This is a genomic window from Paraburkholderia sp. (assembly GCF_035656215.1).
In the GTDB taxonomy this organism is placed as follows: Bacteria; Pseudomonadota; Gammaproteobacteria; order Burkholderiales; family Burkholderiaceae; genus Paraburkholderia.
Map to the genome: position 1 here is coordinate 1 of NZ_DASRSY010000068.1, position 23,689 is coordinate 23,689.

Genomic DNA, 23,689 nt, shown 5'->3' on the forward strand with positions numbered 1-23,689 from the left:
CCACATCTCGGCGCTGATCGCCGAGATCGTCTGCGGCGGCGACGTCGACGCGGGCGCCCTCGTCAGCGAGGACTACCTGATGGCGCTCGAGCGCCGCCACTTCTGCGAGCTGCTCGACCATCCGAAGACGCAGGAACGGATCATGGGCATGCTGCAAACCGGCAAGCCGGTACGCAACTAAGCGACGAGCGGATCGCATCTATATGCATGGGACGGGAGTAAGCGCTAAAGCGCCAACTCCCGCCGACCGCGATAAGACTGCATGGGACCAGAGTAAGCGCTAAAGCGCTAACTCTGGTCGACATAGGAGCTTTAAATGGCAAAGCAATTGCAAGACGCATACATCGTCGCCGCGAGCCGTACGCCGATTGGCAAGGCGCCGCGCGGGATGTTCAAGAACACGCGCCCGGACGAACTGCTGGTGCACGCAATCAGATCGGCCGTGGCGCAAGTGCCCGGCCTCGATACGAAGGTGATCGAAGACGCCATCATCGGCTGTGCGATTCCGGAAGCCGAACAAGGGCTGAACGTCGCGCGGATGGGCGCGCTGCTGGCGGGCCTGCCGAACTCGGTTGGTGGCGTCACGGTGAACCGCTTCTGCGCGTCGGGCCTGACCGCGCTGGCTATGGCGGCTGACCGGATCCGCGTCGGCGAATCCGACGCAATGATCGCGGGCGGCTGCGAATCGATGAGCATGGTGCCGATGATGGGCAACAAGCCGTCGATGTCGCCGCATATCTTCGATCGTAACGAAGACATCGGTATCGCCTACGGCATGGGCCTCACCGCCGAGAAGGTCGCCGAGCGCTGGAAGATCAGCCGCGAAGCACAAGACCAGTTCTCGGTCGAATCGCACCGTCGCGCGATCGTCGCGCAGCAAGCCGGTGAGTTCAACGACGAAATCGCCGCCTACACGATCACCGAGCGCTTCCCCGATCTCGCCACCGGCGAAGTACGGATCAAGACGCGTGAAGTTGCCCTCGACGAAGGTCCGCGTGCGGACACGTCGATGGAAGGTCTGGCGAAACTGCGCACCGTGTTCGCGAACAAGGGTTCGGTGACGGCGGGCAACAGCTCGCAGACGTCGGACGGCGCGGGCGCGTTGATCGTCGTGTCGGAAAAGATGCTGAAGGAATTCAACCTGACGCCGCTCGCCCGTTTCGTCAGCTTCGCCGTGCGCGGCGTCCCGCCGGAAATCATGGGCATTGGTCCGAAGGAAGCGATTCCGGCCGCACTGAAGGCCGCCGGCCTGAAGATCGAGGACATGGACTGGATCGAACTGAACGAAGCATTCGCCGCGCAATCGCTGGCGGTGATTCAGGACCTCGGTCTCGATCCGTCGAAGATCAACCCGCTCGGCGGCGCGATCGCACTCGGCCACCCGCTGGGTGCGACGGGCGCGATTCGTGCCTCGACGGTTGTACACGGCCTGCGCCGCCGCAACTTCAAGTACGGCATGGTGACGATGTGCGTCGGCACCGGCATGGGCGCGGCGGGCATCATCGAACGTCTGTAATCGTGTTTGCCATGGTCCCTGCAGTGATTACTGTAGTGATCCCCCAGGGACCGCGGAAACGGTTCGCAGGCCGCGTGGCTTGCGAACCGTTTTTTCCATTCAGCAGCAACCAGGAGTACGAGGAGATGACAATGGACATTCTGGTCGAGCGCGCCGACGGCGTACTGACGATTGCCTTCAACCGGCCCGACAAGAAAAACGCGATCACGGCCGCGATGTATCAGACGATGGCCGATGCCCTGGTCGAAGCGCACGACGACGCGTCGATTCGGGCGATTCTGATCCGCGGCAGCGTCGGCATTTTCAGCGCCGGCAACGATCTCGAAGATTTCATGAAGACGCCGCCAGGTGGCGACAATTCTCCGGTGTTCCAGTTCCTGCGTGCGATCAGTTCGGCGGAGAAGCCGGTCGTGGCATCGGTGGCGGGTCCGGCGGTCGGCATCGGCACGACGCTGTTGCTGCATTGCGATCTGGTCTATGCAGCGGATACGGCGAGCTTTTCGCTGCCGTTCACGCAACTCGGGCTGTGTCCGGAAGCGGCGTCGAGTTTGCTGTTGCAGCGGGTGGCCGGTTATCAGGCAGCAGCGGAAAAGCTGCTGCTCGGCGAAGCATTCGACGCTGCCGAGGCGCAACGCATGGGCTTCGTGAATCGCGTGCTGCCTCTGGCTGAAGTCGATGCATTCGCCGCCGCGCAAGCGGCGAAGCTGGCGTCGCTGCCGGCGTCGTCGCTGCGGGTGACGAAGAGTCTGATGAAGCGCGCGAGCCGCCAGGAACTGCAAACACAGATGACCGAAGAAGCGGTGCACTTCGGCAAGATGCTGCTCGCGCCGGAAGCACGCGAGGCGTTCAAGGCGTTCTTCGAGAAGCGCAAGCCGGACTTCCGGCAGTTCGACTGATTGTTGGCGCTCGGGGCGGTTGGCCGCTTAAGGGCGCTGAGGCCCCGTCAAGCCCTCAGGGCACGCGGGGCGTTCAGCGCGCTCCCGCTGCCTGAGCTGCTCAAGCTTGCGTCGGCTGCAACGTGTCGTAGTCGACGTAGCTGGCTTCCCGGCAGAAGCTGACAAGCCGCACGCCTGCCTTGCGGGCAATCGTAATCGCGAGCGACGACGGCGCCGAAATCGTGGCGACCATCGGCACGTCGACACGCGCCGCCTTGCGCACCAGCTCGTAGCTGGCGCGGCTCGACAGAAACACAAAACCTTCCTTGGTATCCACGCGATCGAGCACCAGTTGGCCGATCAGCTTGTCGAGCGCATTGTGACGGCCGACGTCTTCGAACGCGTAGCGGATCGCACCTGCCGCATCGCACCATGCGGCGGCGTGCAGGCCGCCGGTCAGACGCGTCAGCGCCTGGTGTTCCGGCAACTCACGAGCGGCACGAGCAATCGCATCGGGAGCGAGACGTTGCAGAAAACCCGTGTCCGGCACGCGTTCCGGCTTCAGATCCAGCAGATCAATGCTTTCGATCCCACATACGCCGCAGCCGGTGCGCCCGGCGAGCGCACGGCGCTTTTCCTTCAGCGCGACGAAAGCCTGCTGCACTACCTTCAATTGCACTTCGGCATGCGGCAATTCGTCGTCGTCGTTTAGCTCGACCTCGATGTCCTGAATGTCGCTGCCCCGTTCCACGATCCCTTCCGAAATCGCAAAACCGACCGCGAACGCTTCCAGATCGCGTGGCGTGCACATCATCACCGCGTGCGAGATGCCGTTGAAGACGAGCGCAACCGGCCACTCCTGACCGACGTGATCGGTGACGGTTTCGACCGCTGCGCCGCGATGCCGGTGCACTTGCCGTTCCACGGCGCCCGGCTGCCCGGCTGTTTCCAGTTCGTTCAAGCTACTTCACTCCTTTCATGCTGCGCGCGTTTCTTCGGCTTGCAGCCTTGTCCGGCGACGCGAAGCGGTGCCAGACCATGCCGCTATCGCGCGAATAAGGTTCTAAAATACCTCAAGCTGGGCTTGAGCGTGGCCCGTCACTCAAGAGGAATACTGTCATGGGACTCAACGAAGCACCGCTTCTGTTCAACTTCGAAGTCGCGTCTTCGGAGAATTTCACCTACATCCCGATGTCGGTGCGCTTCAATCTCGATCGCTTCGGGCTGCGCATCACGCTCGAGCAATGGCAACTGCTACCGCTTGAGGATCGCAAGCTGCTGGCGCGTTTTCCGGTCGAAGAAGACGCGGAAATCGAGCCGAATTTCGATCACGCATTGTTCGAAATGCTGCGCACGCACGCCAACGTCGAGCCGGAGTGGTTCACGCCCGAGGAAGCGCCTGCCTGGCGTCGCGCCGATGCCGTCCCCGCTGGTATCGCGCACCAGGCGGGACTCGCCGGGCTGCCCACGCCTGGCGTCGCTCAGTGGGCCGAACTCGCGCCGTTCAAGCGCTACGTACTCGCCAAATTGTCGCGCAAGGCGGAAGCCAACCACGACTTCATCCCGGCGATGAAGGAATTTGGTGCGGCCGGCTAGGTGCGGCCGGCCAGGCGCGGCCAGCTAGGGGCGGCCGGCTACGTGCGACCGCCCACGTATGGCCGGCCAGCTACGTTTCGCTAGACGCGACTGCCCACGCTCGCCGGCTAGATGCTCCCGACCAGACGCCCCACCTAAACCCGCGAATTATTTCGCTACACCCCCTCAATCTGTTCCGAACCCTGCCGTTATCCATGGGTTGGCGCGTAAAAAGACTCGATGCGACCCGACGCATCGAAAGCGACCCCCGTGCTCCCGCCCTCAGAACGATTGACGTTCGGAACCCATGATTCCTTTTTTATCGAAGCGGCTGCTGATCAATCTGGCAGTCGTCGCCGCGGCAGTCGGCGCGAATGCGTTCGTCGCCTATACGCAGATTTGCGGGCAGCGCGACGCCGACGCGCGCATGCTGCGTTCGACGAGCGTGCGTCAGCATCTCGACGCCTACCATACGGCGCTCGACGGCGGGCTGGCCGCACTCGGCCGTTTCGAAGCCTCGGGTGAGGCCGCGCCTGTCAACGAGGCCACTGCCACGGCGACCTCGCTGGCCAGTCTGGAGCGCGAATTGCGCAAGGAGCTCGCCGGCGAACCGGCCATGCTCGACACGCTTGCCAGGCTGAGCGCGGACGGTCACGCGCTGCAACGCGACATCGACGATGCGCTGTTGAAGAGCACCAGCGCCACACCGAATGAATCGCGCGCATGGGCGGCGTCGACCTATACGCATCTCGGGCTGGGTCTCGACCGTGTGGAAGCCGGTCTGGCGGCGTTGCGCAAGCAGGAGGATCAGGCGTTGCAGACGTCGCTCGCGGCGTCCACGAGCGAGACCCAACGCGCCATGTTCCTGCTGATCGTGACGATGCTGGCCGGCAGCGCGCTCCTGATCTTCACGTTCGGCGCCCGCGAAAGCCGGGCGCGCGAGAAACTGCGCACCGTCCGCGCGCTGAGCCGCAACGACGAGCGGTTTCGCGGCCTGTTCGATGATCATCCGGTACCGATGTATATATTCGATCGCGAGACGCTGCGTTTTCTCGCCGTCAACGCGGCCGCGATCCAGCAATACGGCTACTCTGAAAGCGAATTTCTCGGCATGACGATTCGCGCGATCCGGCCGAATGCCGAAATCTCGCGCCTCGAATCGCATCTGCAGCGTAGCGATGTCCTGCACCAGGGCCGCACGATGGCGGGCGTCTGGCATCACCGGCGCAAGGACGGTTCAATGATCAACGCCGACATTTCGTATCACGCGATCAGCTTCATGGGCCACGCCGCCTTCTTCGTGCTGGCCGACGACGTCACCGAACAGATCAACGCCGAAGCCGAAGCGCAGCGTTCGAACCAGATGCTCGAAACGGTGATCGACAACATCCCGCAGCGCATTTTCTGGAAGGACCAGGAGTCGCGCTATCTCGGCTGCAACATGGCGTTTGCGCGCGATGCGGGGCTTTCGTACCCCGAGCAGGTGGTGGGCAAGAGCGACAGCGATATGCCGTGGCGCGCCTTCGCCGATCTGCTGAACGAGCACGATAAAGAGGTGGTGACCACTGGCGTGCCGAAGATGAACTTCGAGGTCGATATGGTGATCGACGGCGTGCACCGCACCACGGTCACGAGCAAGCTGCCGTTCACCGACAACGACGGCCGCGTGATCGGCGTGCTCGGTTCCTACACGGACATCACCGAACGCAAGCGCGCCGATCTGGCTTTGCGTCTGCAAAGCCGCGCGCTCGATGCCAGCGTCAACGCGATCCTGATTACTGCGCCATCGCCGACGGGCAATCTGATCGAATATGTGAACCCCGCATTCATGCGTATCACCGGTTACGATCCCGCCGAAGTGATCGGCCAGGATTGCCGTGTGCTGCAGCGCGACGACCGCGCCCAGGAAGGCGTCGCGTTGATTCGGCAAGCGCTCGAGGCCAACCGCGAAGTCAGCGCCGTGGTGCGCAACTATCGCAAGGACGGCGCGCTGTTCTGGAATCAGTTGTTCATTGCACCCGTGCCGAACTCGGAAGGCATGATCACGCATCACATCGGCGTGATCAACGACGTGACCGATCTGATCCGCTATCAGGAACAGCTCGAATACCAGGCCAACTACGACAGTCTCACACGGCTGCCGAATCGCAACCTGCTGCGCGATCGCCTGCAGCATGCGTTGATTGTTGCGCAACGGCATCACAAGGGCGTTGCGGTCGTGTTCATCGATCTGGACGGTTTCAAGAACGTCAACGACAGCCTCGGCCATAGCGTCGGCGACCGCTTACTGAGCGTGGTAGCCGAGCGGCTCGCGCGCTGCTCGCGAACCAGTGACACGGTCGCGCGGCACGGCGGCGACGAGTTCGTGATCGTGATGACCGATACCGTCGACGAGCAATCGTTGATCGCGTGGATGGAGCGGGTGCGCGCGTCGATTTCCGAACCGGTGTGGCTCGACGGCACCGAGTTGTATGTCGGCTGCAGCATGGGTGCGAGCCTTTTCCCGCAGGACGGTGAAGACGCGGAAACACTGATGAAAAAGGCCGACCTCGCGATGTATCGCGCGAAGGACATGGGCCGCAATACGTTCCAGTTCTACCAGCCGGAGATGAATGCGAGCGCGGGTGCGCGCCTGAATCTCGAACGGCGTTTGCGCCGCGCCTTGCGTGACAACGAATTTCTGCTGCACTACCAGCCGCAAGTGGATATCGAGAGCGGACAGATTGTCGGCACCGAGGCGCTGGTGCGCTGGCACGATCCGGAAATCGGTCTGGTGATGCCGTCGTTGTTCATTCCGGTCGCCGAAGAAAGCGGTTTGATCGGGCCGTTATCCGAGTGGGTGTTGCGCGAAGCGTGCCGTCAAAACAAGGCGTGGCAGGACGAAGGTTTGCCACCCGCACGGGTGTCGGTGAATCTGTCGGCACGCGTTTTTCAGCAGCGTGATATCGCGAAGCTCGTCATGCAGGTGCTCGCGGAGACGGGTCTTGAGCCGCAGTATCTCGAACTCGAACTCACCGAAAGCACCATCATGCGCAATGCCGAGGAGGCGGTGTCGATGCTCAACGAGCTGCACGCACTCGGCATCGGCCTCGCCATCGACGACTTCGGTACCGGCTATTCGAGCCTCAGCTATCTGAAGCGCTTCCCGGTGGACCGTTTGAAGATCGACCGCTCGTTCGTGTCGGATATCGGCGTGTCGGGCGACGATGAAACGATCACCTCGGCGATCATCGCGCTCGCGCATTCGCTGAAATTGCAGGTGATCGCCGAAGGCGTGGAGACGTCGGCGCAACTCGATTTTCTGAAAGAGCGTGCGTGCGACGAGATGCAGGGCTTCTACTTTGCGAAGCCGTTATCGACGGACGCGATTTCGGCGTTGTTCCTGGGTGGTGCCGCACGCGAGCCCGCGGCGGTGTAACTCACCGGAGCGCTATGCGAGATTCGCTTAACGTTGCGGCTCGCCGTCCGCCAGAATCCGCGCGGCCATGAAATCGATGAACACTCGTAACCGGGGCGGTACGTTGCGGCCGGCCGGCCAGACAATGCTCAGATCGATCGCCCGCTCGACGTAATCGTCGAGCACCGTGCAGAGCGAGCCGTCTTTCAACGCCTGCCGCACCGAAAAATCCGGCATACAGGCGATTCCCAAACCGCGCATGGCGAAGCACACGCGCGTTTCAACGTTGTTGCAAACCATCGAAATCGGCAAGGTCACCTCGCGCTCACCGGCTTCACGTCGCAACGGCCAGATCTCCAGCTTGCCGCTCGTCGGGTAGCGGTAGTGCAGACAGACATGGTCCGCGAGATCAGCGGGTTTTTGCGGCATGCCGTGTCGGGCGAAGTAGGCCGGCGCGCCGACCAGCACCACGCCGAACGAACCGATTTGCCGCGCGGCAAGGCGTGAATCCGCCAGCGCGCCGGTGCGCACGACAACGTCGAAACCTTCGTCGATCACGTCGACCACGCGGTCGCTGAAGTCCAGATCCAATTCGATCTCCGGATACGCCAGCATGAAATCGGCGAGTACCGGCAGCACCAGCGAGCCGACCAGCGGCAGACTCACGCGCAAGCGGCCGCGCGGCAAGCCGGCGCTTTGCGACATCTCAAGTTGCGCTGCTTCGATTTCGGCAAGGATCCGCCGGCTGCGTTCGAGAAATTGCATGCCGTCGGTGGTGAGCGTGATGCTGCGTGTGCTGCGATGAAAGAGCCGTACGCCGAGCCGTTCTTCGAGGCGCGCAATGCGCTTGCCGACGGCCGACGCCGACACGCCGAGGAGGCGCCCGGCCGTGACGAAGCTGCGTGTTTCGGCGACCTGCACGAATATCAGAAACCCGCTCAAACTTTCCATCGTCACCTCCGATTCCGGACATAAATGTCCGCAGACTGAGGAACTCTAGCCCAGTTTTTCTTCGGTTGCCGGGTTCGTATGATGGCCGCATCCCTTTTCATTGGAACTGCTATGTCCGATCTGCACGAGCCGCCCAACGCTTCTCGCCATGCCGCGCCGCTTTCGTCCGGCGTTCAGGAGGCGAGCCGGCCATGAGCGAATTCGACCTGGACCAGGCCGGCGCCGCGGTGCGTCCGGCGCAATCGACACAATCTGCCGATCGTTTGCCGCTGTCTGGCTTGCTCGCGCTCGCCACGGCTGGCTTTATCACGATCCTGACGGAGGCATTGCCCGCCGGCCTGCTGGGCGAAATGAGCGGCGACTTCGGAGTGTCGGCGGCACTGATCGGGCAGCTCGTCACCGTGTATGCCGCCGGGTCATTGCTGGCGGCGATTCCGCTGGCGATCGCGACGCGCGGCTGGCGTCGTCGTTCGCTGCTGCTGGTGGCGATTGCGGGTTTCGTCGTCGTCAATACGGTCACGACACTGTCGACGAACTACACCCTCACGTTGGTCGCGCGGTTTTTTGCCGGCGTGTCAGCCGGTCTGGTGTGGGCGCTGCTCCCCGGCTACGCGGCGCGGATGGCGCCCGCGCATCTGCAAGGCCGGGCGATCGCGGTGGCGATGACGGGCGTGCCGGTCGCGTTGTCGCTCGGTATTCCGCTCGGGACGCTGGTGGGCGCTTCGACGGGTTGGCGTTATACGTTCGGTGCGATGAGCGTGCTGACGGTCGTGCTGCTCGGCTGGGTGCGCTGGCAGGTGCCCGATTTCGCCGGTCAGCCGGCCGGGCGGCGCACGACATTGCGCGGCGTGCTCGCTTCGCCAAGCCTCAAGGCGGTGCTCGCCGTGATGTTCGCTTACGTGCTCGCGCACACCATCCTTTACACCTACATCTCGCCTTTCCTTGCGCTCGCGCACTTGCAGCAGCGCGTGGATGCCGTGTTGCTCGTGTTCGGCGTAATGGCGCTTGCGAGCATCGCGATCGTCGGCGTGCTGGTGGACCGGCATCTGCGCCGGCTAACGGTGGTCAGCGTCGCGCTATTCGGCGTGGCGGCCGTGATGCTCGGTCTGGCGAGCGATCTCCCGGTTGCTGTCTATCTCGGCGTGGGCGTGTGGGGGCTCGCGTTCGGCGGCGCCGCCACGCTGTTTCAAACCGCGTCGGCGCGTGCCGCGGGCGGGGGTGCCGACGTCGCGCAATCGATGATCGTCACGGTCTGGAATCTCGCGATCACGGGCGGCGGGGCGTTGGGCGGCATTGCGATCGACCGGTATGGCGCGTTCGCGTTGCCGTGGGTGCCCGCCGCGCTGTTGATCGGCACGCTGCTGTGTATCGGTGTCAATGCGCTCCGCGGCAGAGGTACGGACGCGGTGGACAAAACAACCGCCGCGCGCCTCGGATCCTGCGGCAGCCAATGAAGGCGTATCTCAGACGGCGGGCGTTGCGACGAACACCGGCAACTGCTCGGCCGTCTCGGAAAACGCCTGCAAGCGTGGATGGTCCGTCTTGGTGACGATCTCCGGCAAGAACATCTGCGTGAAATTCCACGCGACGGCCACCGCCACGTCTGCCGCGCCGAAATGATTCGGTTCGACCGGCAGCGGGGCCGATGCGAGCTCCTCTTCGAGTTCGCGGTAGGCAGCGTGCAATTGCTCGGTCACGCGCTCGACCCACGGTTCATGCTGTTTCTCCGCCGGACGTAGATTGCGTTCGTAGACGATCTGCACGCTCTTTTCGGACGCGGCTAGCGCCAGGCCCGTGAGGCGCGCGGCGCGCAGGCAATGCTCCGGTTGCAAAGGGAAGATTCGTTGATCCGGCGCGGCGAGCGTGGCGAGGTACTGCAGGATCACCGTCGAGTCCATCACGCGCTGACCGTTGTCGAGGATCAGGGTCGGTGCTTTCACGACCGGGTTGATTTTCGCGAACGCCTCATATGTGCTGAACACGGAAATCGACTGGTGCTCGAAGTCGAGCTTCAGCAACTTCATGCAGATAGCGACGCGACGCACGTAGGGCGAATCCAGCATTCCGATCAGTTTCATCTCATATCCGTTAGAAGATCTATATGACTCGCCAGAGCAGGCAGGTACGCGACTGTTCGCTTGTCAGGCAATACTTGCAGAGCGATAAAACCATAGACTAACCGTCTCGTCGAGGCAAAAAAAGCGACATTAATCGACGGTTTACGTCAGAATTTCTTACATGAAGCCCATTCCACCGCTTACCGCTCTGCGCTGCTTCGAAGCCGTCGCCCGGCTCGGCGGCGTCACGCCGGCCGCGCGGGAGTTGCATGTCACGCATTCGGCGGTCAGTCAGCAGATCAAAGTGCTGGAAGAGTCGATGGGCGTCGCGCTGTTCGTGCGCGAAGCGCGCGGCCTGCGGCCCACCGAGGAAGGCCGGCTCTACGCGCTCGAAATACGCGCGGCGTTGCGCGACATTACGCATGCAACCCGCCGCGCGCAGGCGCGCCCGCACGAAAGCGAGCTGGTCATCGCGACCGTGCCGTCGTTTGCGCAGCATTGGCTCGTGCCGCGTCTCGCGAGTTTCCGCGAGACACATCCGTACTATCGAATCCGTCTGCTGACGAGTCTGCAGGTCGAGGATTTGCGCCAGGGCGTGACTGACATCGGCATTCGCATGGGGCAAGGGCACTGGCCCGATGTTGCACAGCAGAAATTGTTCGACGACGAAGTGCTGGTCGTCGCGGCGCCGGACTTCACGCTCGCGCCGGGCGGCCGCCTTCCCGTCACCGCTGAGGACGTGATCGCATGTCCGTTGATCTCCAGCCCCAACACGCCGTGGACTGACTGGTGTCAGGCGGCGCAGGTGGCGGAGCCGGCCACCGAGGCGGTCGTGCTGTCGGCGAACGATTCGAACGTCGTGCTGGGCGCGGTTTTGCTGGGGCAGGGCATCGCGCTCGAACGGCGCAGTCTGGTCGCGCATGCGCTGGCAAAGGGCGATCTGGTGCAGATCACCGATATTCGCGTGCCGTACCGGTATCCGTACTGGCTGGTGTGGCAGCAACGCGAGATCCTGAACGCGAAACAGGCGCATTTTGCGCAGTGGATTGAAGCGCAGGTTGACGCCTATTTGCGTAGCGGCATGTGAGATTCTGGGTCGATTGGCGCGCGTGGGCCATCGCTCGCGGGGGATTACCGGTTTGCGCGCGAGTGTCAGTCGTATATATTCGGGATTCCCGTCTCAGACTTCGCCGGGAACCATGAAGCATCGATTCACGTGGCGTTGCGCCCGCCTTTCGGTGCTCGCACTCCGTCAAGGGCGTTTCGCCGTCAATATCTTCTAATACGACTGGAGAGAACAATGACTTCTTCACCTGCAAAGAAATGGGCTGTGCTGCTGACATCGGTTGTACTGAGCGTGGCTTCGGTTGCACCGGCGTTCGCGCAAAGCGGCGGCGGTGGTTCGGCGGGCAGTGACTCCGATGCCGCCAAACCGGTGGCCGCTTCCAACGCAACCACCACCAAGGCGCAACGCAAGGCCGCGCGCAAGCAGGCGCGGGCAAAGAAGAACGCCGAGCTGAAGCAATTGGAGAGCAACGGGTATAACCCGTCGCGCAACGATCCGAACTATCCGACGGATCTCCAGAACGCGCAGAAGAAGGCGGCGGCAGGCGCGGCGGCGAGCCAATAAGCCAGCAAGCCGGCTGCATGCCGGACAGCGGTTGCTGGCTCCGCGGTGTTTGCGCTGAGCGATCCGGACAACTGCAATCCGGCACACGACCCGGCAAACACAACGTATGAAGCTAAACGAGGCGCTCAGGCGCCTCGTTTTTTTTAATGTCCGCCGCCGCTTAATCCAGCACTGGCAGCGCACGCGGGCGCCGGTCGCTATCGGTTGCGACGTAGGTCAGGGTCGCTTCGGTGACCTTCACGACCTCTTCGGTCAGGCTCATGCGTTGCGCGTAGACCTCGACCGACACCGTCACTGACGTGTTACCCGTCTTGACGATATCCGCGTAAAAGCTCAGTAGATCGCCGACGAACACCGGCTGCTTGAAGACGAACGAGTTGACCGCGATGGTCGCTACCCGCCCGTTGGCGCGGCGGCTTGCCGGAATCGAACCGGCAATGTCCACTTGTGCCATGATCCAGCCGCCGAACACGTCGCCGTGGACATTCGCGTCCGACGGTTGCGGCACGACGCGCAGCGCGCAAGACTTTTGCGGAAGTTGAAGAATATCGGTCATCGGGGTGAAAAGCGGCGTCAGCCAGCTTCTGCGACAATAGAAAGATCAGGAATTGTACGGGAAAGCGCCCAGCCGGGTCGCGCGACATAAAGCAGAGTGCCGGGTTTGCACGCTGCCGGTCGGCGCGCTGCTGCGAACTCCGTCGCTTCCATACTCTCCCCAGCCGATCCCATGCGCCGTACGCCCTCGTCCGAACCTTCACCGATCTCGACCCAGCCGCGCAACGACTGGCAAACGATCCTGTCGCTGCTCCCGTATCTCGCCACCTATAAATGGCGCGTCGGCTTCGCGCTGAGTTGCCTGATCGGCGCGAAGGTCGCCAATCTCGGCGTGCCGATCGTGATGAAGCGGATCATCGACGGCCTTGCGTCGGTGAAGCATCTCACCGCGCTCGGCCGCGCGCACGATTCGCCGGGCATCGTGCTGCTTGGCGGAGTCGGTTTGATGGTGGTCGCCTATGCGGTGGTGCGCCTGTCCACCTCGCTATTCACCGAGCTGCGCGAAATTCTGTTTGCGAAGGTGACCGAAAGCGCGGTGCGGCAGCTCGCGCTGAAAGTGTTCCGCCATTTGCATGCCCTGTCGTTGCGGTTCCATCTCGATCGGCAGACAGGCGGCATGTCGCGCGATATCGAACGCGGCACGCGCGGCATCACGCAACTGATTTCGTATTCGCTGTACAGCATCCTGCCGACCCTGGTCGAAGTCGGTCTCGTGCTCGGCTTTTTCGTCATCAAATACGAGGCGTATTACGCGATCGTCACGTTCATTGCGCTCGCCGCATACATCGTATTTACCGTGAAAGTCACCGAATGGCGCACGCATTTTCGCCGCACGATGAACGACCTCGATTCAAAGGCGAATTCGCGCGCGATCGATTCGTTGCTCAACTACGAGACAGTGAAGTACTTCGGCAACGAAGAGTGGGAAGCGCAACGTTACGACGAAAATCTCAAACGCTATCGCACAGCTGCAATCAAGTCGCAGCGTTCGTTATCGGCGCTGAACTTCGGGCAGCAGGCGATCATCGGCACGGGGCTCGTGTTCATTCTGTGGCGCGCGACCGAAGGTGTGATGGCCGGGCGCCTCACGCTCGGCGACCTGGTATTGATCAACACCTTCATGTTGCAGCTCTACATTCCGCTGAATTTTCTCGGTGTGGTGTATCGGGAACTGAAGCAAAGCCTCACCGATATGGACCGCATGTTCACGCTGCTTGGCGCGGCCCAGGAGGTGCCCGATGTGCCGGATGCGCCCGAGTTGCAGGTCAGCGGTGCGCAGGTGCGCTTCGAGCGCGTGAACTTTTCGTATGAGCCGGCGCGGCAGATTCTGCACGACGTGAGCTTCACGATTCCGGCGGGCAGCACCACGGCGGTGGTCGGCCATAGCGGCTCGGGCAAATCGACGCTCGCTCGGCTGATGTTCCGCTTCTATGATCTGGACCGCGCAACGGGCGGTGCGATTACCATCGACGATCAGGATATTCGCGACGTCACGCAGGATTCGCTGCGCGCGTCGATCGGCATCGTGCCGCAGGACACCGTGCTGTTCAACGATTCGATCTACTACAACATCGCTTACGGCCGTCCGTCGGCCACGCGTGATGACGTGATCGCGGCCGCGCGAGCGGCGCATATTCACGACTTCATCGAAGGGTTACCGAAGGGTTACGAAACGCCGGTCGGCGAGCGTGGCCTGAAGTTGTCTGGCGGAGAAAAGCAGCGCGTGGCGATTGCGCGGACCATCCTCAAGAACCCGCCGATCCTGCTGTTCGATGAGGCTACATCCGCGCTCGATTCGCGTTCGGAGCGCGCGATCCAGCACGAACTCGATCAGATTGCCCGCGAGCGCACGACGCTGATCATCGCGCACCGGCTTTCGACGGTGGTGCACGCGCAGCAAATCATCGTGATGGACAAGGGGCGCATCGTCGAGCGTGGGACGCACGCCGAGTTACTGCGTTCGAACGGCTTGTTCGCGCAGATGTGGGCGCTGCAGCAGCGTGCCGCAGAGGCGCCGGAGTCGGCTGAAACGGTCGGGGCGGGAGACGGTGGGCGGTGAGCCGCTTCTGCTTGTTGGATGACGCGTTGAACTGAGCGTGTCGAGTGTTCGCCGCGGGGCGATCGGCGTCGGCCGCTCAGTTCTGGCTATTGCAGGTTGAACGGCAGGTGTCGAGTGTTCACGGTTGCGCGATCGGCGTTGACCGCTCAGCCTTGACCGTTGGACGTTGCCCCGCGTGCGTTATTTCGCTGCGTCGTTCAACGCCGTGTGGCCTGCAATCAGCGCGCGCTCAACCGCTGATCCAAAGCTTGCAACTGCGCCGGCGTACCAACGTTTTCCCATAGGCCTTCATACAACTCGCCGCTCGCGAGACCGCTTGCAATCGTCTCGCGATAGTAAGGCGTCAGCGCGCGCCGCGTGCCGCGCGGCAGATCGCGAAACATGCGCGTGTCGTAGAGACCGATATTGCCGAACGTGAAGCGCGGTTGGGCGTCGAGCGACAGGGTTCCGTCGACCAATCCGAAATCGCCGTTCGGATGGAACGCCGGGTTCGGCACCATCACGAGGTGCATACCGGGCTCGGGCAATGCCGCGAGTTTTTCAGCGCGGGCATGCAGCGTCGCGTAATCGAAATCCGCACACACATCACCGCTGACCGCGACGAACACTTCACTCGTGCCGTTATCTTCGAGCAGCGGCAACGCCTGCACGATTCCCCCCGCCGTCTCCAGGGCTTCATGCTCGGCCGAATAGCGCAGTTGCACGCCCCAACGCGAACCGTCGCCGAGCGCGGCCTCGATCTGCTCACCGAGCCACGCGTGATTGATCACGATGGTTTGAAACCCAGCCTTCGCGAGGCGTTCGATCTGCCACAGGATCAACGGCTTGCCGCCCACTTCGAGCAAGGGCTTGGGGCGCGTGTCGGTCAACGGACGCATGCGCTCGCCGCGCCCGGCGGCGAAAATCATCGCTTTCTTCAGAGACATCGTCATCGGTCAGAACGTGTAGCCGACTTCATTCGCGCGGCCTTCGAGCTCGTCGAGCAGCTTCGCGAACGGACGCAGCGGCGCATAGCGTTCCGCGACCTTGCGGGCATAGCCGATGAAACGCGGCAGATCCTTCATGTAATGCGGTTTGCCGTCGCGGTAGTTGATCCGGCAGAACAGGCCCAGCACCTTGATGTGACGTTGCAGCCCCATCCATTCGAGCTGGCGGTAGAACTCGCCGAAATCCGGATCGACCGGAAGGCCGGCTTTTTTCGCGCGCTCCCAGTAGTACACGAAGCAATCCAGCTCGAACTCCTCGTCCCAACTGAGGAATGCATCGCGCAGCAACGAGGCGACGTCGTAAGTGATCGGGCCGTACACCGCGTCCTGGAAGTCCAGCACGCCGGGGTTCACGGGCTTGGGCGCGGCGGCGATCATCAGATTGCGCGGCATGAAGTCGCGCAGCATGAACACCTGCGGCTGCGCCCGGGCGCTCGCGATCAGCAGCGCAAAGGTGCGATCCAGCAACCCGCGGGTCTTGTCGTCGACCTCGCGGCCCAGATGGCGGCCGATGAACCACTCCGGCAGCAACTCCATCTCGCGGCGCAGGAAGGCTTCGTCGAACGGCGGCAGGACATCCTCGCGCGATGTGAGCTGCCAGCGGATCAGTGCATCGAGCGCGTCGTGCATCAACGAGCGGGCACGGCGGGGTTCATCCCCGCGTTGCGCCTCGGTCAGCGCGCCGAGGTACGAATCGGTGCCCAGATCGGTGACGAGCATGAACCCGGCGTCGAAGTCGACCTCCAGCACGCGCGGCACATGCACGTCCGCAGCTTCGAGCAATTGCGCGATCTGCACAAATTCGCGGCACTTTTCGGGCGGCGGGGCATCGACGGCGATCAGGGTGCCGATACTTTCGCCTTCCGCCGCCTTACCGGCGAGCCGGAAATAGCGGCGAAAACTGGCGTCGGACGAAGCCGGGCGAAGCGTGTCGAGGTCAAGCGCATAGCGCGCTGCATGGGCGTTCAGCCAGGCCTTAAGCAGGTCGAGGCGGCTGTCCGTGAAATCTTGGGTAGTGTCTTTGGAAGGGGGGAGCGTCATGAAAACCGGCGGCAAATTCAGAGGGGCAACGTCTTGCCATATAATACCCCACGACTTTTTTGACGCGACTCACGCCAGTTTTCGCGCATTCCGCTTTACCGCCCGCCTCATCGTTCGACAGATTGTAAACATTGATGTGCAGCCGACTGTCACGGTCGGGGTGCGCAGGCGGTGGATCGTGACTGCAGGAGCTGACGGACGGGTCGATTCGCCAAACGATACATGCCGCCTAGACAGCTTTCCCAAACGACTCCCTCTTGTGCCGTAGTGCCGCGCAAAAGGCGGCTCGTAGCGGCGTTGATCGCCGTTCCGGGCCTGATGCCCGCGCTTGCCCACGCCCAGCTGGTGGGGGAAGCCGCGCAGCCGCAACCTATCGACGCGCCGTGGGGCATGCAACTCGCTCCGCAGCTCGAAGAACATCCATTGCAGTCGGGCCAGAAGCCTGCCACCTTCGTACTTGGCGACACGACGAGCGGCACCACCGACCAGGACATGGCCGCGAAAGGCTCGGCCGAGGTGCGGCGTAACACCTTCGTGATCAAGGCCGACGCGCTGCACTACGATCAGGACACGGACATGGCCGACGCATATGGCCAGGTTCACCTGAACAACAACGGCGCCACGTTCGCCGGTCCGGAAGCGCACATGCGGGTGGACTCGAGCGAAGGCTTCATGTCCGCACCGAAGTACCACTTCAACGTGACGGGTGGCTCGGGCAGCGCGGAGCGCGTCGACCTGCTCGACAACGAGCGCTCGGTGTTCACGAAGGGCACGTACACGGCGTGCTCGTGCACGGACAATCCGGCCTGGTACATCAAGGGCAGCGAGTTCGATTTCGACACCGGCGCGGACGAAGGCGTCGCGTACAACAGCGTGCTGTTCTTCCAGGGCCTGCCGGTATTCGCTTCGCCGTGGCTGTCGTTCCCGCTGTCGGGCGAACGGCGCAGCGGGGTGCTGCCGCCCACGTTCTCGCTCAGTTCGTCGAACGGCTTCGAACTGTCGGTACCGTATTACTTCAACATCGCGCCGAATCGCGATCTGACGGTCACGCCGCGCCTGATCTCGAAGCGCGGTGTGCAGTTGCAGTCCACTTTCCGCTACCTGTCGCCCACGTATTCCGGTTCGATCACCGGCGAGTATCTGCCGGACGACCACCTGACCCATACCAACCGCTACGCGCTGTATATCCAGCACAACCAGAACTTCGGTAACGGGTTCGGCGGTTACATCTACTACAACAAGGTCTCGGACAACACGTATCCGGAAGACCTGTCGTCGTCGGTCAGCCAGTTCATGAACGGCACCCAGCTCCTGTATCAACAGGAAGCCGGGTTGACCTACAACAACGGCCCGTGGTCGGTGCTCGCCCGCGAACAGCACTGGCAGACGTTGACGCCTTCGGTGGCGCCGTACGGCCGCGAGCCGCAGTTGAACGTGAAGTACGCGAAGTACAACGTCGGTGGTTTCGACTTCGGCGCGGAAGCCGATTACACGGACTTCCGCATCACCACCGCCGACCTGACCGAAGGTCAGCGGTTGATGTTCAACCCGTATATCTCGTATTCGGTGGTCGGGCCGGGGTACTTCGTCACGCCGAAGGTGCAGTGGCACTTCGCGTCGTACAATCTGCGCAACATCGGCGACGATGTACCGGTTGGCACGCCGAAGAACTTCACCGAATCGATTCCGACGCTGAGCTTCGACACCGGGCTGATTTTCGACCGTTCGGTGCGGATCTTCGGCGAGGATTACATCCAGACGCTGGAGCCGCGGCTTTACTACGTCTACACGCCGTACCGCAATCAGGAATCCGCGCCGCTGTTCGACACGGCCGACTCCGACTTCGGGCTGGCGGAAATCTTCACGCCGAACACGTTCGTCGGCAACGACCGGATCGCCGACGCGAACCGTCTGACCGCCGCCATCACCACGCGCTTCATCAACCCGGCCACGGGCGACGAACGCGCGCGCTTCGTCATCGCGCAGCAGTATTACTTCCAGGATCAGCGCGTCACGCTGCTGCCTACGCAGACCAGCACGCAGGCTACGCATTCGGACCTGATTCTGGGTGCGTCGCTCAAGCTCGGCGCCGGTTTCGCGTCGGAAACGGCGTTCCAATATAATGCCGACAACAACCAGTTGGTGAAGACGAGCGTCGGTTTCGGGTTCAGTCCGGGTACGGGCAGGGTAATCAACGTGGCGTATCGCTACACCCGTGCGAACACCACGCTGGACAATCAGCCGATCAATCAGATCCTGGTCTCGGGGCAGTGGCCGCTGTCGCATCATGTGTACGGGGTGGCCCGTTTCAATTACGACCTGGGCGGGCACCGGGTTGTCGACGGTCTGGTCGGCCTGCAATACGATGCCGATTGCTGGACGCTTGGCGCCGGGCTTCAGCGCTATGCGAACGGTCTGAACACTTCGGGGCAGAATCAGTCGAGCACGCGGTTTCTCGCTCAGTTGACGTTCAAGGGTTTGTCGAGCGTCGACAATGGACTGATTTCCGCGTTCCGCGCGAGCGTGGCGGGATACACGCCGTTGCCGCCGCCGCCGCCGCCGGCAGCGCGTTTCACCAATTACGAATGACGCTCGCCCGATCATTTATAGAATGCGAAAAGACGGGCCAGGCGCGCCCGACATCATTGGAGTATCTGTGGCAATCATGAAAAAGCTTCGCTTGGCAACGCTTGCGGCCGGTTTTGCCGCTGTGGCGTCTTTCCTGTCGGTTGCGCCGGTTCAGGCACAGGCGCTTTCCGGCAATAGCGGCCAGACGGTCGACACTATTGCCGCAGTGGTCAACAACGGTGTCATCACGCGGCGCGAGCTCGACGAGCGCATCGGCCTGATCACCCACCGGCTGAACCAGCAGAACGCGCCGGTCCCGCCGATGGACCAGTTGCGCCAGCAGGTGCTCAACCAGATGGTGCTGGAACGCATCCAGTTGCAGAAGGCGAAAGAAGACGGCATCAACATCGACGACGCAGCCGTGCAAAAAACGCTCGAGCGGCTCGCGCAGGCGAACAACATGTCGCTCGACATGTATCGCTCGCGTATCGAGGCGCAAGGCGTGCCCTGGACCACCTTCACGAGCGACGCGCGCACCGAGCTCACGCTTTCGCGTCTGCGTGAGAAGGAAGTGGACAGCAAGGTCACGGTGTCGGACGCCGAGGTTGCGAACTACATTGCCAGCCAGCGCGGCCCGAACTCCGGCCTGACGAGCGATCTGCACGTTCAGCACATCTTCGTGAAGGCGCCTTTGAACGCCTCGGAAACCGACATCGAAGCCGCGCAGAAAAAGGCTCAGGCCCTGCTGACCGAAGCGAAGGGCGGCGCCAACTTCGAAAAGCTGGCGAAGTCGAATTCGCAGGCGCCGGATGCGTCGAAAGGTGGCGATACGGGTTTCCTGCCGCCGTCCAAGCTGCCGCCTGAGTTCGTCAAGGCTGCCTCGGCTCTGCGCCCGGGCGAGGTCAGTCCCGATGTGATCCGCACCAACGACGGCTTCGAAGTCGTGCGCCTCGTCGATCGTCGCGCAGGCCAGGGCACCAGCTCCGATGCACCGAAGCTCGTGCAGACGCACGTTCGCCACATCCTGCTGCGCGTCGGCGACGGTATGTCCGAACCGCAGGCACGTCAGAAGTTGCTCGAAATCAAGAACCAGATCGCCGCAGGTGGCGATTTCGCGAAGTTCGCCCACACTTATTCGCAAGACGGCTCGTCGTCGCAAGGTGGCGACCTCGGCTGGATCAGCCCGGGCGAGACGGTGCCGGAATTCGAGCGCGCCATGAACAGCCTGCAGGACGGTCAGATCAGCGACCCGGTGCGCAGCGAATACGGCTATCACCTGATTCAGGTGCTGGGCCGTCGCGAATCGGAAGGCTCGGTTTCGCAGCAGATGGATCTGGCGCGTCAGGCGATCGGTCAGCGCAAAGCGGAACAGGCTTACGCCGACTGGCTGCGCGAATTGCGCGATACGGCTTACGTCGAAGTGAAACCTGTCCAGGCAAGCCTGCAATAATCGTCATGACAACCGCCGCGCAGTCCACCAGCCTTCCGTTGCAGATCGCGATCACGACCGGCGAGCCTGCCGGCGTGGGCCCCGAACTGACCGCGCAGGCGCTGGCGGGCGCGGCGGCGCATTGGCCGGGTGCACAGTTCACCGTGCTGGGCGACGCGGATTTGCTGGCTGAACGCGCGCGCGCAGTTGGCGTCGATTGGGCTGCGCTGGTGGCGGGTGGCAAGCGCGTGCGGGTGCAGCATCAGCCGCTCGGCGCGCCCTCGCTGGCCGGCAAGCTGGACGCCGCCAACGGCCGCTACGTGCTCGATCTGCTCGACAGCGCGATCGACGGCGCCGTGGCCGGCACGTTCGACGCGATCGTCACCGCGCCGCTGCAGAAAAGCACCATCAACGATGCCGGTGTGCCTTTCACCGGCCACACGGAATATCTGGCCGAGCGCACGCACACGCCGCGCGTGGTGATGATGCTGGCCGGCACCGGCAGGCGCCCGTTGCGCGTCGCGCTTGCTACCACGCATCTGCCGCTCAAAGACGTCTCCGCTGCGCTGACGATCGAAGGCATCGTTGAGACGCTGCGCATCATCGATCACGATCTGCGTCACCATTTTGGTTTGCCCGCGCCGCGTATTCTCGTGACGGGTTTGAACCCGCATGCGGGCGAAAACGGTTATCTGGGCCGCGAAGAAATCGAGGTGATTTCTCCCGCACTGAAGCTCGCGAACGAACAGGGCATCGACGCGCCCGGTCCTTACCCGGCGGATACATTGTTCCAGCCGCGTTATCTGGAACAGGCCGACTGCGTGCTGGCGATGTTCCACGATCAGGGCCTGCCGGTGTTGAAGTACGCAACGTTCGGCGAAGGCATCAACGTCACGCTCGGCTTACCGATCATCCGCACCTCGGTCGATCATGGCACCGCGCTCGATCTGGCCGGCACCGGCCGTGCCGACGCAGGCAGTCTGATCGCTGCGATCGATACGGCGGTTTCGATGGCGCAGCACCGCCGGGCGGGTTGATGCTACCGTGTCGATCGCATCGCCTGGCCGAGTGGTCTGATCCAGCGGCGTCGATGGCGTAGCATTGCCTGGCAGGCCGCTTCAGCGGCGAGACCGCACGGCTCCATCAGCGTTTGCCGCGATTGCGAGTTGTTCCGCTTGCTCTTTTTTAAGCAGTTCTCTTTCTTAGCGTTTCTTCGATGTCCACCAGCAGACAGCAACAGGGCCGGCACCAAGGTCATATCGCGCGCAAGCGTTTCGGACAGAATTTTCTGGTCGATATGGGCGTGATCGATTCGATCGTCGACGTGATCCGGCCGCAGCGCGGCGAGCGCATGGTCGAGATCGGGCCCGGGCTCGGCGCGCTTACCGCGCCGCTGATCGAGCGTCTGGCGACGCCCGAGGCGCCGTTGCACGCCGTCGAGCTGGATCGCGATCTGATCGGCCGTCTCAAGACAAAATTCGGCGACCTGCTCGAGCTGCACGCGGGCGATGCGCTCGCGTTCGACTTCGGAACGCTCGCGGCACCTGGTGAGAAGGCATCGCTGCGCATTGTCGGCAATTTACCGTACAACATTTCGAGCCCGTTGCTGTTTCATCTGACCGCGTTCGCGCATCGCGTGATCGATCAGCATTTCATGCTGCAGAACGAAGTCGTCGATCGCATGGTGGCGGAGCCGGGCACCAAGGCGTTCAGCCGCCTCTCGGTGATGCTGCAATACCGCTACGTGATCGACAAGCAGCTCGACGTGCCGCCCGAAGCATTCAACCCGCCGCCGAAGGTCGATTCGGCGATCGTGCGGATGATTCCGTACGAGCTGCATGAACTGCCGTCCGTGGACGAGCGCGTACTCGGCGAAGTGGTGACGGCGGCCTTCTCGCAGCGGCGCAAGATGCTGCGCAACACCCTGGCCGCGTTTCGTGACTCGGTGGATTTCGAGGCGCTCGGCTTCGATCTGCAACGCCGCGCCGAAGACGTGCCAGTGGCCGAATATGTGCGTGTGGCGCAGATCGTAGCGGCTTCGCCGACGCGCGGCGCAGCAGCTGCCGAAACTGGAACTAACGACGCCTGAGTTGCGTTGTGCGGTCTTGAAGGAAGCGCGCTGCGTCCTGCAGCGCGCGTGAAACGCCTCACTCCTTAAGCAGCAACCCGCTTGACCGGTGCATTGACCAGCGCGATGCCGGTCAGCACCAGCACCGCCGCCATCAGAAAGCGCAGGCTGAACGATTCGCCGAGCAACAGCACGCCGAAGGTCACGCCGAACAACGGCGTCAGGAACGAGAACACCGACAGGCGCGACGCGATGTAACGCGTCAACAGCCAGAACCACACCAGATAGCTGACGAACGCCACGACCACCGCCTGGTACGCGAGGCTCACCACCGCCAGCGGGGTGACGGTTGCCACGTGTGCCTGGCCGAGCCCGAGCGCAAGCGCGAGCAGGACTACCGCCGACACCGTCAATTGATAGAACAGTGTCTTGCTGGCACTCGATTGGGCGAGGCGCGTGGCGCGCACCACTACGGTGGTCGCGGCCCACGCGATGCCTGCGAGTACGCCGAGCGCGTCGCCGGCGACGCCCGTCAGCATCGACCCCTGCGCCGCATGCCTGTGCAGGAAGCCATCCGCGAACGCCAGCGCCATACCCGCAAATGCCACCAGGATGCCGAGCCACTGAATGCGCCGCATCCGCTCGCCGTCGACGAACCAGTGCAGCCCGAGTGCTGTGAAGCACGGTGCGGTGTACAGAAAGACCGCCATGCGCGACGCGCTCGTCAGTGTCAGGCCGAGAAAAATGCACACAAATTCCGCCGCGAACAGCACGCCCGCGAGCAAGCCCGCGCCTAAGGTGCCGTCATCGCGAAAGAGCGGTGTGCCGCGCGAGCGTGCCCAGACCCATACCAGCAAGGCCGCGATCGCCGAGCGCAGGCCCGCCTGGAATACCGGTGGCAGCGCTGCGTTGGTGCTCTTGATCGCCACTTGCTGAAGTCCCCAGATCGCGCACAAGCCGATCATTAACAGGATGGCGAAGC

Annotated in this window: 20 protein-coding genes; 13 read left to right on the top strand and 7 right to left on the bottom strand. The window is 62.9% G+C overall.

Annotated features, from left to right (window positions below):
- The 3 genes from VFE81_RS03775 to VFE81_RS03785 all read left to right on the top strand — a co-directional run.
- Positions 1-181: hypothetical protein (locus VFE81_RS03775; RefSeq protein WP_325043308.1), on the top strand; the 181-nt coding region annotated here is incomplete at its 5' end.
- A 135-nt stretch (positions 182-316) separates the two neighbouring features.
- A complete protein-coding gene (locus VFE81_RS03780) occupies positions 317-1,516 on the top strand; it encodes an acetyl-CoA C-acyltransferase (protein WP_325043309.1) in 1,200 nt (399 codons plus the stop codon).
- Between the two features lie 125 nt (positions 1,517-1,641).
- Positions 1,642-2,412, top strand: a complete 771-nt coding sequence (locus VFE81_RS03785) for an enoyl-CoA hydratase (protein WP_325043310.1) — start codon at positions 1,642-1,644, stop codon at positions 2,410-2,412.
- 100 nt (positions 2,413-2,512) lie between these two features.
- Here VFE81_RS03785 and fdhD read toward each other — a convergent pair whose 3' ends face one another.
- Positions 2,513-3,352, bottom strand: coding sequence for a formate dehydrogenase accessory sulfurtransferase FdhD (gene fdhD / locus VFE81_RS03790; protein ID WP_325043311.1), 840 nt, complete (start codon positions 3,350-3,352; stop codon positions 2,513-2,515).
- Between the two features lie 158 nt (positions 3,353-3,510).
- On the opposite strand from fdhD, the gene VFE81_RS03795 reads away from it, so the two are divergent.
- Positions 3,511-3,987 carry a nitrate reductase associated protein gene (locus tag VFE81_RS03795; protein ID WP_325043312.1) on the top strand — a complete coding sequence of 159 codons (477 nt, stop codon included), beginning with the start codon at positions 3,511-3,513 and terminating at the stop codon, positions 3,985-3,987.
- A 286-nt stretch (positions 3,988-4,273) separates the two neighbouring features.
- Positions 4,274-7,384: a sensor domain-containing protein gene (locus tag VFE81_RS03800; RefSeq protein WP_325043313.1), complete on the top strand. Its 3,111-nt coding sequence runs from the start codon at positions 4,274-4,276 to the stop codon at positions 7,382-7,384.
- A 27-nt stretch (positions 7,385-7,411) separates the two neighbouring features.
- On the opposite strand, the gene VFE81_RS03805 is transcribed toward VFE81_RS03800, so the two are convergent.
- On the bottom strand, positions 7,412-8,314 hold the full coding sequence (locus VFE81_RS03805; RefSeq protein ID WP_325043314.1) for a LysR family transcriptional regulator: 903 nt from the start codon (positions 8,312-8,314) through the stop codon (positions 7,412-7,414).
- Positions 8,315-8,505: 191 nt separating this feature from the next.
- Here VFE81_RS03805 and VFE81_RS03810 point away from each other — a divergent pair, with 191 nt between their 5' ends.
- Positions 8,506-9,768, top strand: coding sequence for an MFS transporter (locus tag VFE81_RS03810; RefSeq protein ID WP_325043315.1), 1,263 nt, complete (start codon positions 8,506-8,508; stop codon positions 9,766-9,768).
- Between the two features lie 9 nt (positions 9,769-9,777).
- Here the strand turns inward: VFE81_RS03810 and VFE81_RS03815 are convergent, their stop codons facing one another.
- Positions 9,778-10,392, bottom strand: a complete 615-nt coding sequence (locus tag VFE81_RS03815; protein ID WP_325043316.1) for a glutathione S-transferase — start codon at positions 10,390-10,392, stop codon at positions 9,778-9,780.
- A 160-nt stretch (positions 10,393-10,552) separates the two neighbouring features.
- Here VFE81_RS03815 and VFE81_RS03820 point away from each other — a divergent pair, with 160 nt between their 5' ends.
- Both VFE81_RS03820 and VFE81_RS03825 read left to right on the top strand, forming a co-directional pair.
- The gene (locus tag VFE81_RS03820) at positions 10,553-11,458 is read left to right on the top strand and encodes a LysR substrate-binding domain-containing protein (protein ID WP_325043317.1); all 906 of its coding nucleotides are present in this window, start codon (positions 10,553-10,555) and stop codon (positions 11,456-11,458) included.
- Positions 11,459-11,671: 213 nt separating this feature from the next.
- Positions 11,672-12,001, top strand: a complete 330-nt coding sequence (locus tag VFE81_RS03825) for a DUF4148 domain-containing protein (RefSeq protein ID WP_325043318.1) — start codon at positions 11,672-11,674, stop codon at positions 11,999-12,001.
- Between the two features lie 160 nt (positions 12,002-12,161).
- On the opposite strand, the gene VFE81_RS03830 is transcribed toward VFE81_RS03825, so the two are convergent.
- Positions 12,162-12,557 carry an acyl-CoA thioesterase gene (locus VFE81_RS03830; RefSeq protein ID WP_325043319.1) on the bottom strand — a complete coding sequence of 132 codons (396 nt, stop codon included), beginning with the start codon at positions 12,555-12,557 and terminating at the stop codon, positions 12,162-12,164.
- Between the two features lie 171 nt (positions 12,558-12,728).
- Between VFE81_RS03830 and VFE81_RS03835 the strand changes: the two genes are divergently transcribed.
- Positions 12,729-14,615, top strand: a complete 1,887-nt coding sequence (locus VFE81_RS03835; RefSeq protein ID WP_325043320.1) for an ABC transporter ATP-binding protein/permease — start codon at positions 12,729-12,731, stop codon at positions 14,613-14,615.
- A 218-nt stretch (positions 14,616-14,833) separates the two neighbouring features.
- On the opposite strand, the gene murU is transcribed toward VFE81_RS03835, so the two are convergent.
- On the bottom strand, positions 14,834-15,547 hold the full coding sequence (murU, locus tag VFE81_RS03840; protein WP_325043322.1) for an N-acetylmuramate alpha-1-phosphate uridylyltransferase MurU: 714 nt from the start codon (positions 15,545-15,547) through the stop codon (positions 14,834-14,836).
- A gap of 3 nt (positions 15,548-15,550) precedes the next feature.
- Positions 15,551-16,642, bottom strand: coding sequence for an aminoglycoside phosphotransferase family protein (locus VFE81_RS03845; RefSeq protein WP_325043323.1), 1,092 nt, complete (start codon positions 16,640-16,642; stop codon positions 15,551-15,553).
- A gap of 222 nt (positions 16,643-16,864) precedes the next feature.
- On the opposite strand from VFE81_RS03845, the gene VFE81_RS03850 reads away from it, so the two are divergent.
- The 4 genes from VFE81_RS03850 (at position 16,865) to rsmA (ending at position 22,728) form a co-directional block, all read left to right on the top strand.
- Positions 16,865-19,231, top strand: coding sequence for an LPS-assembly protein LptD (locus tag VFE81_RS03850; protein ID WP_325043324.1), 2,367 nt, complete (start codon positions 16,865-16,867; stop codon positions 19,229-19,231).
- Between the two features lie 67 nt (positions 19,232-19,298).
- Positions 19,299-20,660, top strand: coding sequence for a peptidylprolyl isomerase (locus VFE81_RS03855; RefSeq protein WP_325043325.1), 1,362 nt, complete (start codon positions 19,299-19,301; stop codon positions 20,658-20,660).
- A 5-nt stretch (positions 20,661-20,665) separates the two neighbouring features.
- A complete protein-coding gene (gene pdxA / locus VFE81_RS03860) occupies positions 20,666-21,676 on the top strand; it encodes a 4-hydroxythreonine-4-phosphate dehydrogenase PdxA (RefSeq protein ID WP_325043326.1) in 1,011 nt (336 codons plus the stop codon).
- Positions 21,677-21,855: 179 nt separating this feature from the next.
- The gene (rsmA, locus tag VFE81_RS03865) at positions 21,856-22,728 is read left to right on the top strand and encodes a 16S rRNA (adenine(1518)-N(6)/adenine(1519)-N(6))-dimethyltransferase RsmA (protein ID WP_325043327.1); all 873 of its coding nucleotides are present in this window, start codon (positions 21,856-21,858) and stop codon (positions 22,726-22,728) included.
- Positions 22,729-22,793: 65 nt separating this feature from the next.
- Here rsmA and VFE81_RS03870 read toward each other — a convergent pair.
- On the bottom strand, positions 22,794-23,689 hold an 896-nt coding region (locus VFE81_RS03870; RefSeq protein ID WP_325043328.1), incomplete at its 5' end, for a DMT family transporter.

Coding starts and splice junctions, on each gene's coding strand:
- VFE81_RS03800 (WP_325043313.1), top strand. CDS start 4,274: ATGATTCCTTTTTTATCGAAGCGGCTGCTGATCAATCTGGCAGTCGTC.
- VFE81_RS03845 (WP_325043323.1), bottom strand. CDS start 16,642: ATGACGCTCCCCCCTTCCAAAGACACTACCCAAGATTTCACGGACAGC.
- VFE81_RS03830 (WP_325043319.1), bottom strand. CDS start 12,557: ATGACCGATATTCTTCAACTTCCGCAAAAGTCTTGCGCGCTGCGCGTC.
- VFE81_RS03835 (WP_325043320.1), top strand. CDS start 12,729: ATGCGCCGTACGCCCTCGTCCGAACCTTCACCGATCTCGACCCAGCCG.
- murU (WP_325043322.1), bottom strand. CDS start 15,547: ATGACGATGTCTCTGAAGAAAGCGATGATTTTCGCCGCCGGGCGCGGC.
- VFE81_RS03810 (WP_325043315.1), top strand. CDS start 8,506: ATGAGCGAATTCGACCTGGACCAGGCCGGCGCCGCGGTGCGTCCGGCG.
- VFE81_RS03780 (WP_325043309.1), top strand. CDS start 317: ATGGCAAAGCAATTGCAAGACGCATACATCGTCGCCGCGAGCCGTACG.
- VFE81_RS03825 (WP_325043318.1), top strand. CDS start 11,672: ATGACTTCTTCACCTGCAAAGAAATGGGCTGTGCTGCTGACATCGGTT.
- pdxA (WP_325043326.1), top strand. CDS start 20,666: ATGACAACCGCCGCGCAGTCCACCAGCCTTCCGTTGCAGATCGCGATC.
- VFE81_RS03850 (WP_325043324.1), top strand. CDS start 16,865: ATGCCGCCTAGACAGCTTTCCCAAACGACTCCCTCTTGTGCCGTAGTG.
- VFE81_RS03805 (WP_325043314.1), bottom strand. CDS start 8,314: ATGGAAAGTTTGAGCGGGTTTCTGATATTCGTGCAGGTCGCCGAAACA.
- VFE81_RS03785 (WP_325043310.1), top strand. CDS start 1,642: ATGACAATGGACATTCTGGTCGAGCGCGCCGACGGCGTACTGACGATT.
- VFE81_RS03815 (WP_325043316.1), bottom strand. CDS start 10,392: ATGAAACTGATCGGAATGCTGGATTCGCCCTACGTGCGTCGCGTCGCT.
- rsmA (WP_325043327.1), top strand. CDS start 21,856: ATGTCCACCAGCAGACAGCAACAGGGCCGGCACCAAGGTCATATCGCG.
- VFE81_RS03795 (WP_325043312.1), top strand. CDS start 3,511: ATGGGACTCAACGAAGCACCGCTTCTGTTCAACTTCGAAGTCGCGTCT.
- VFE81_RS03820 (WP_325043317.1), top strand. CDS start 10,553: ATGAAGCCCATTCCACCGCTTACCGCTCTGCGCTGCTTCGAAGCCGTC.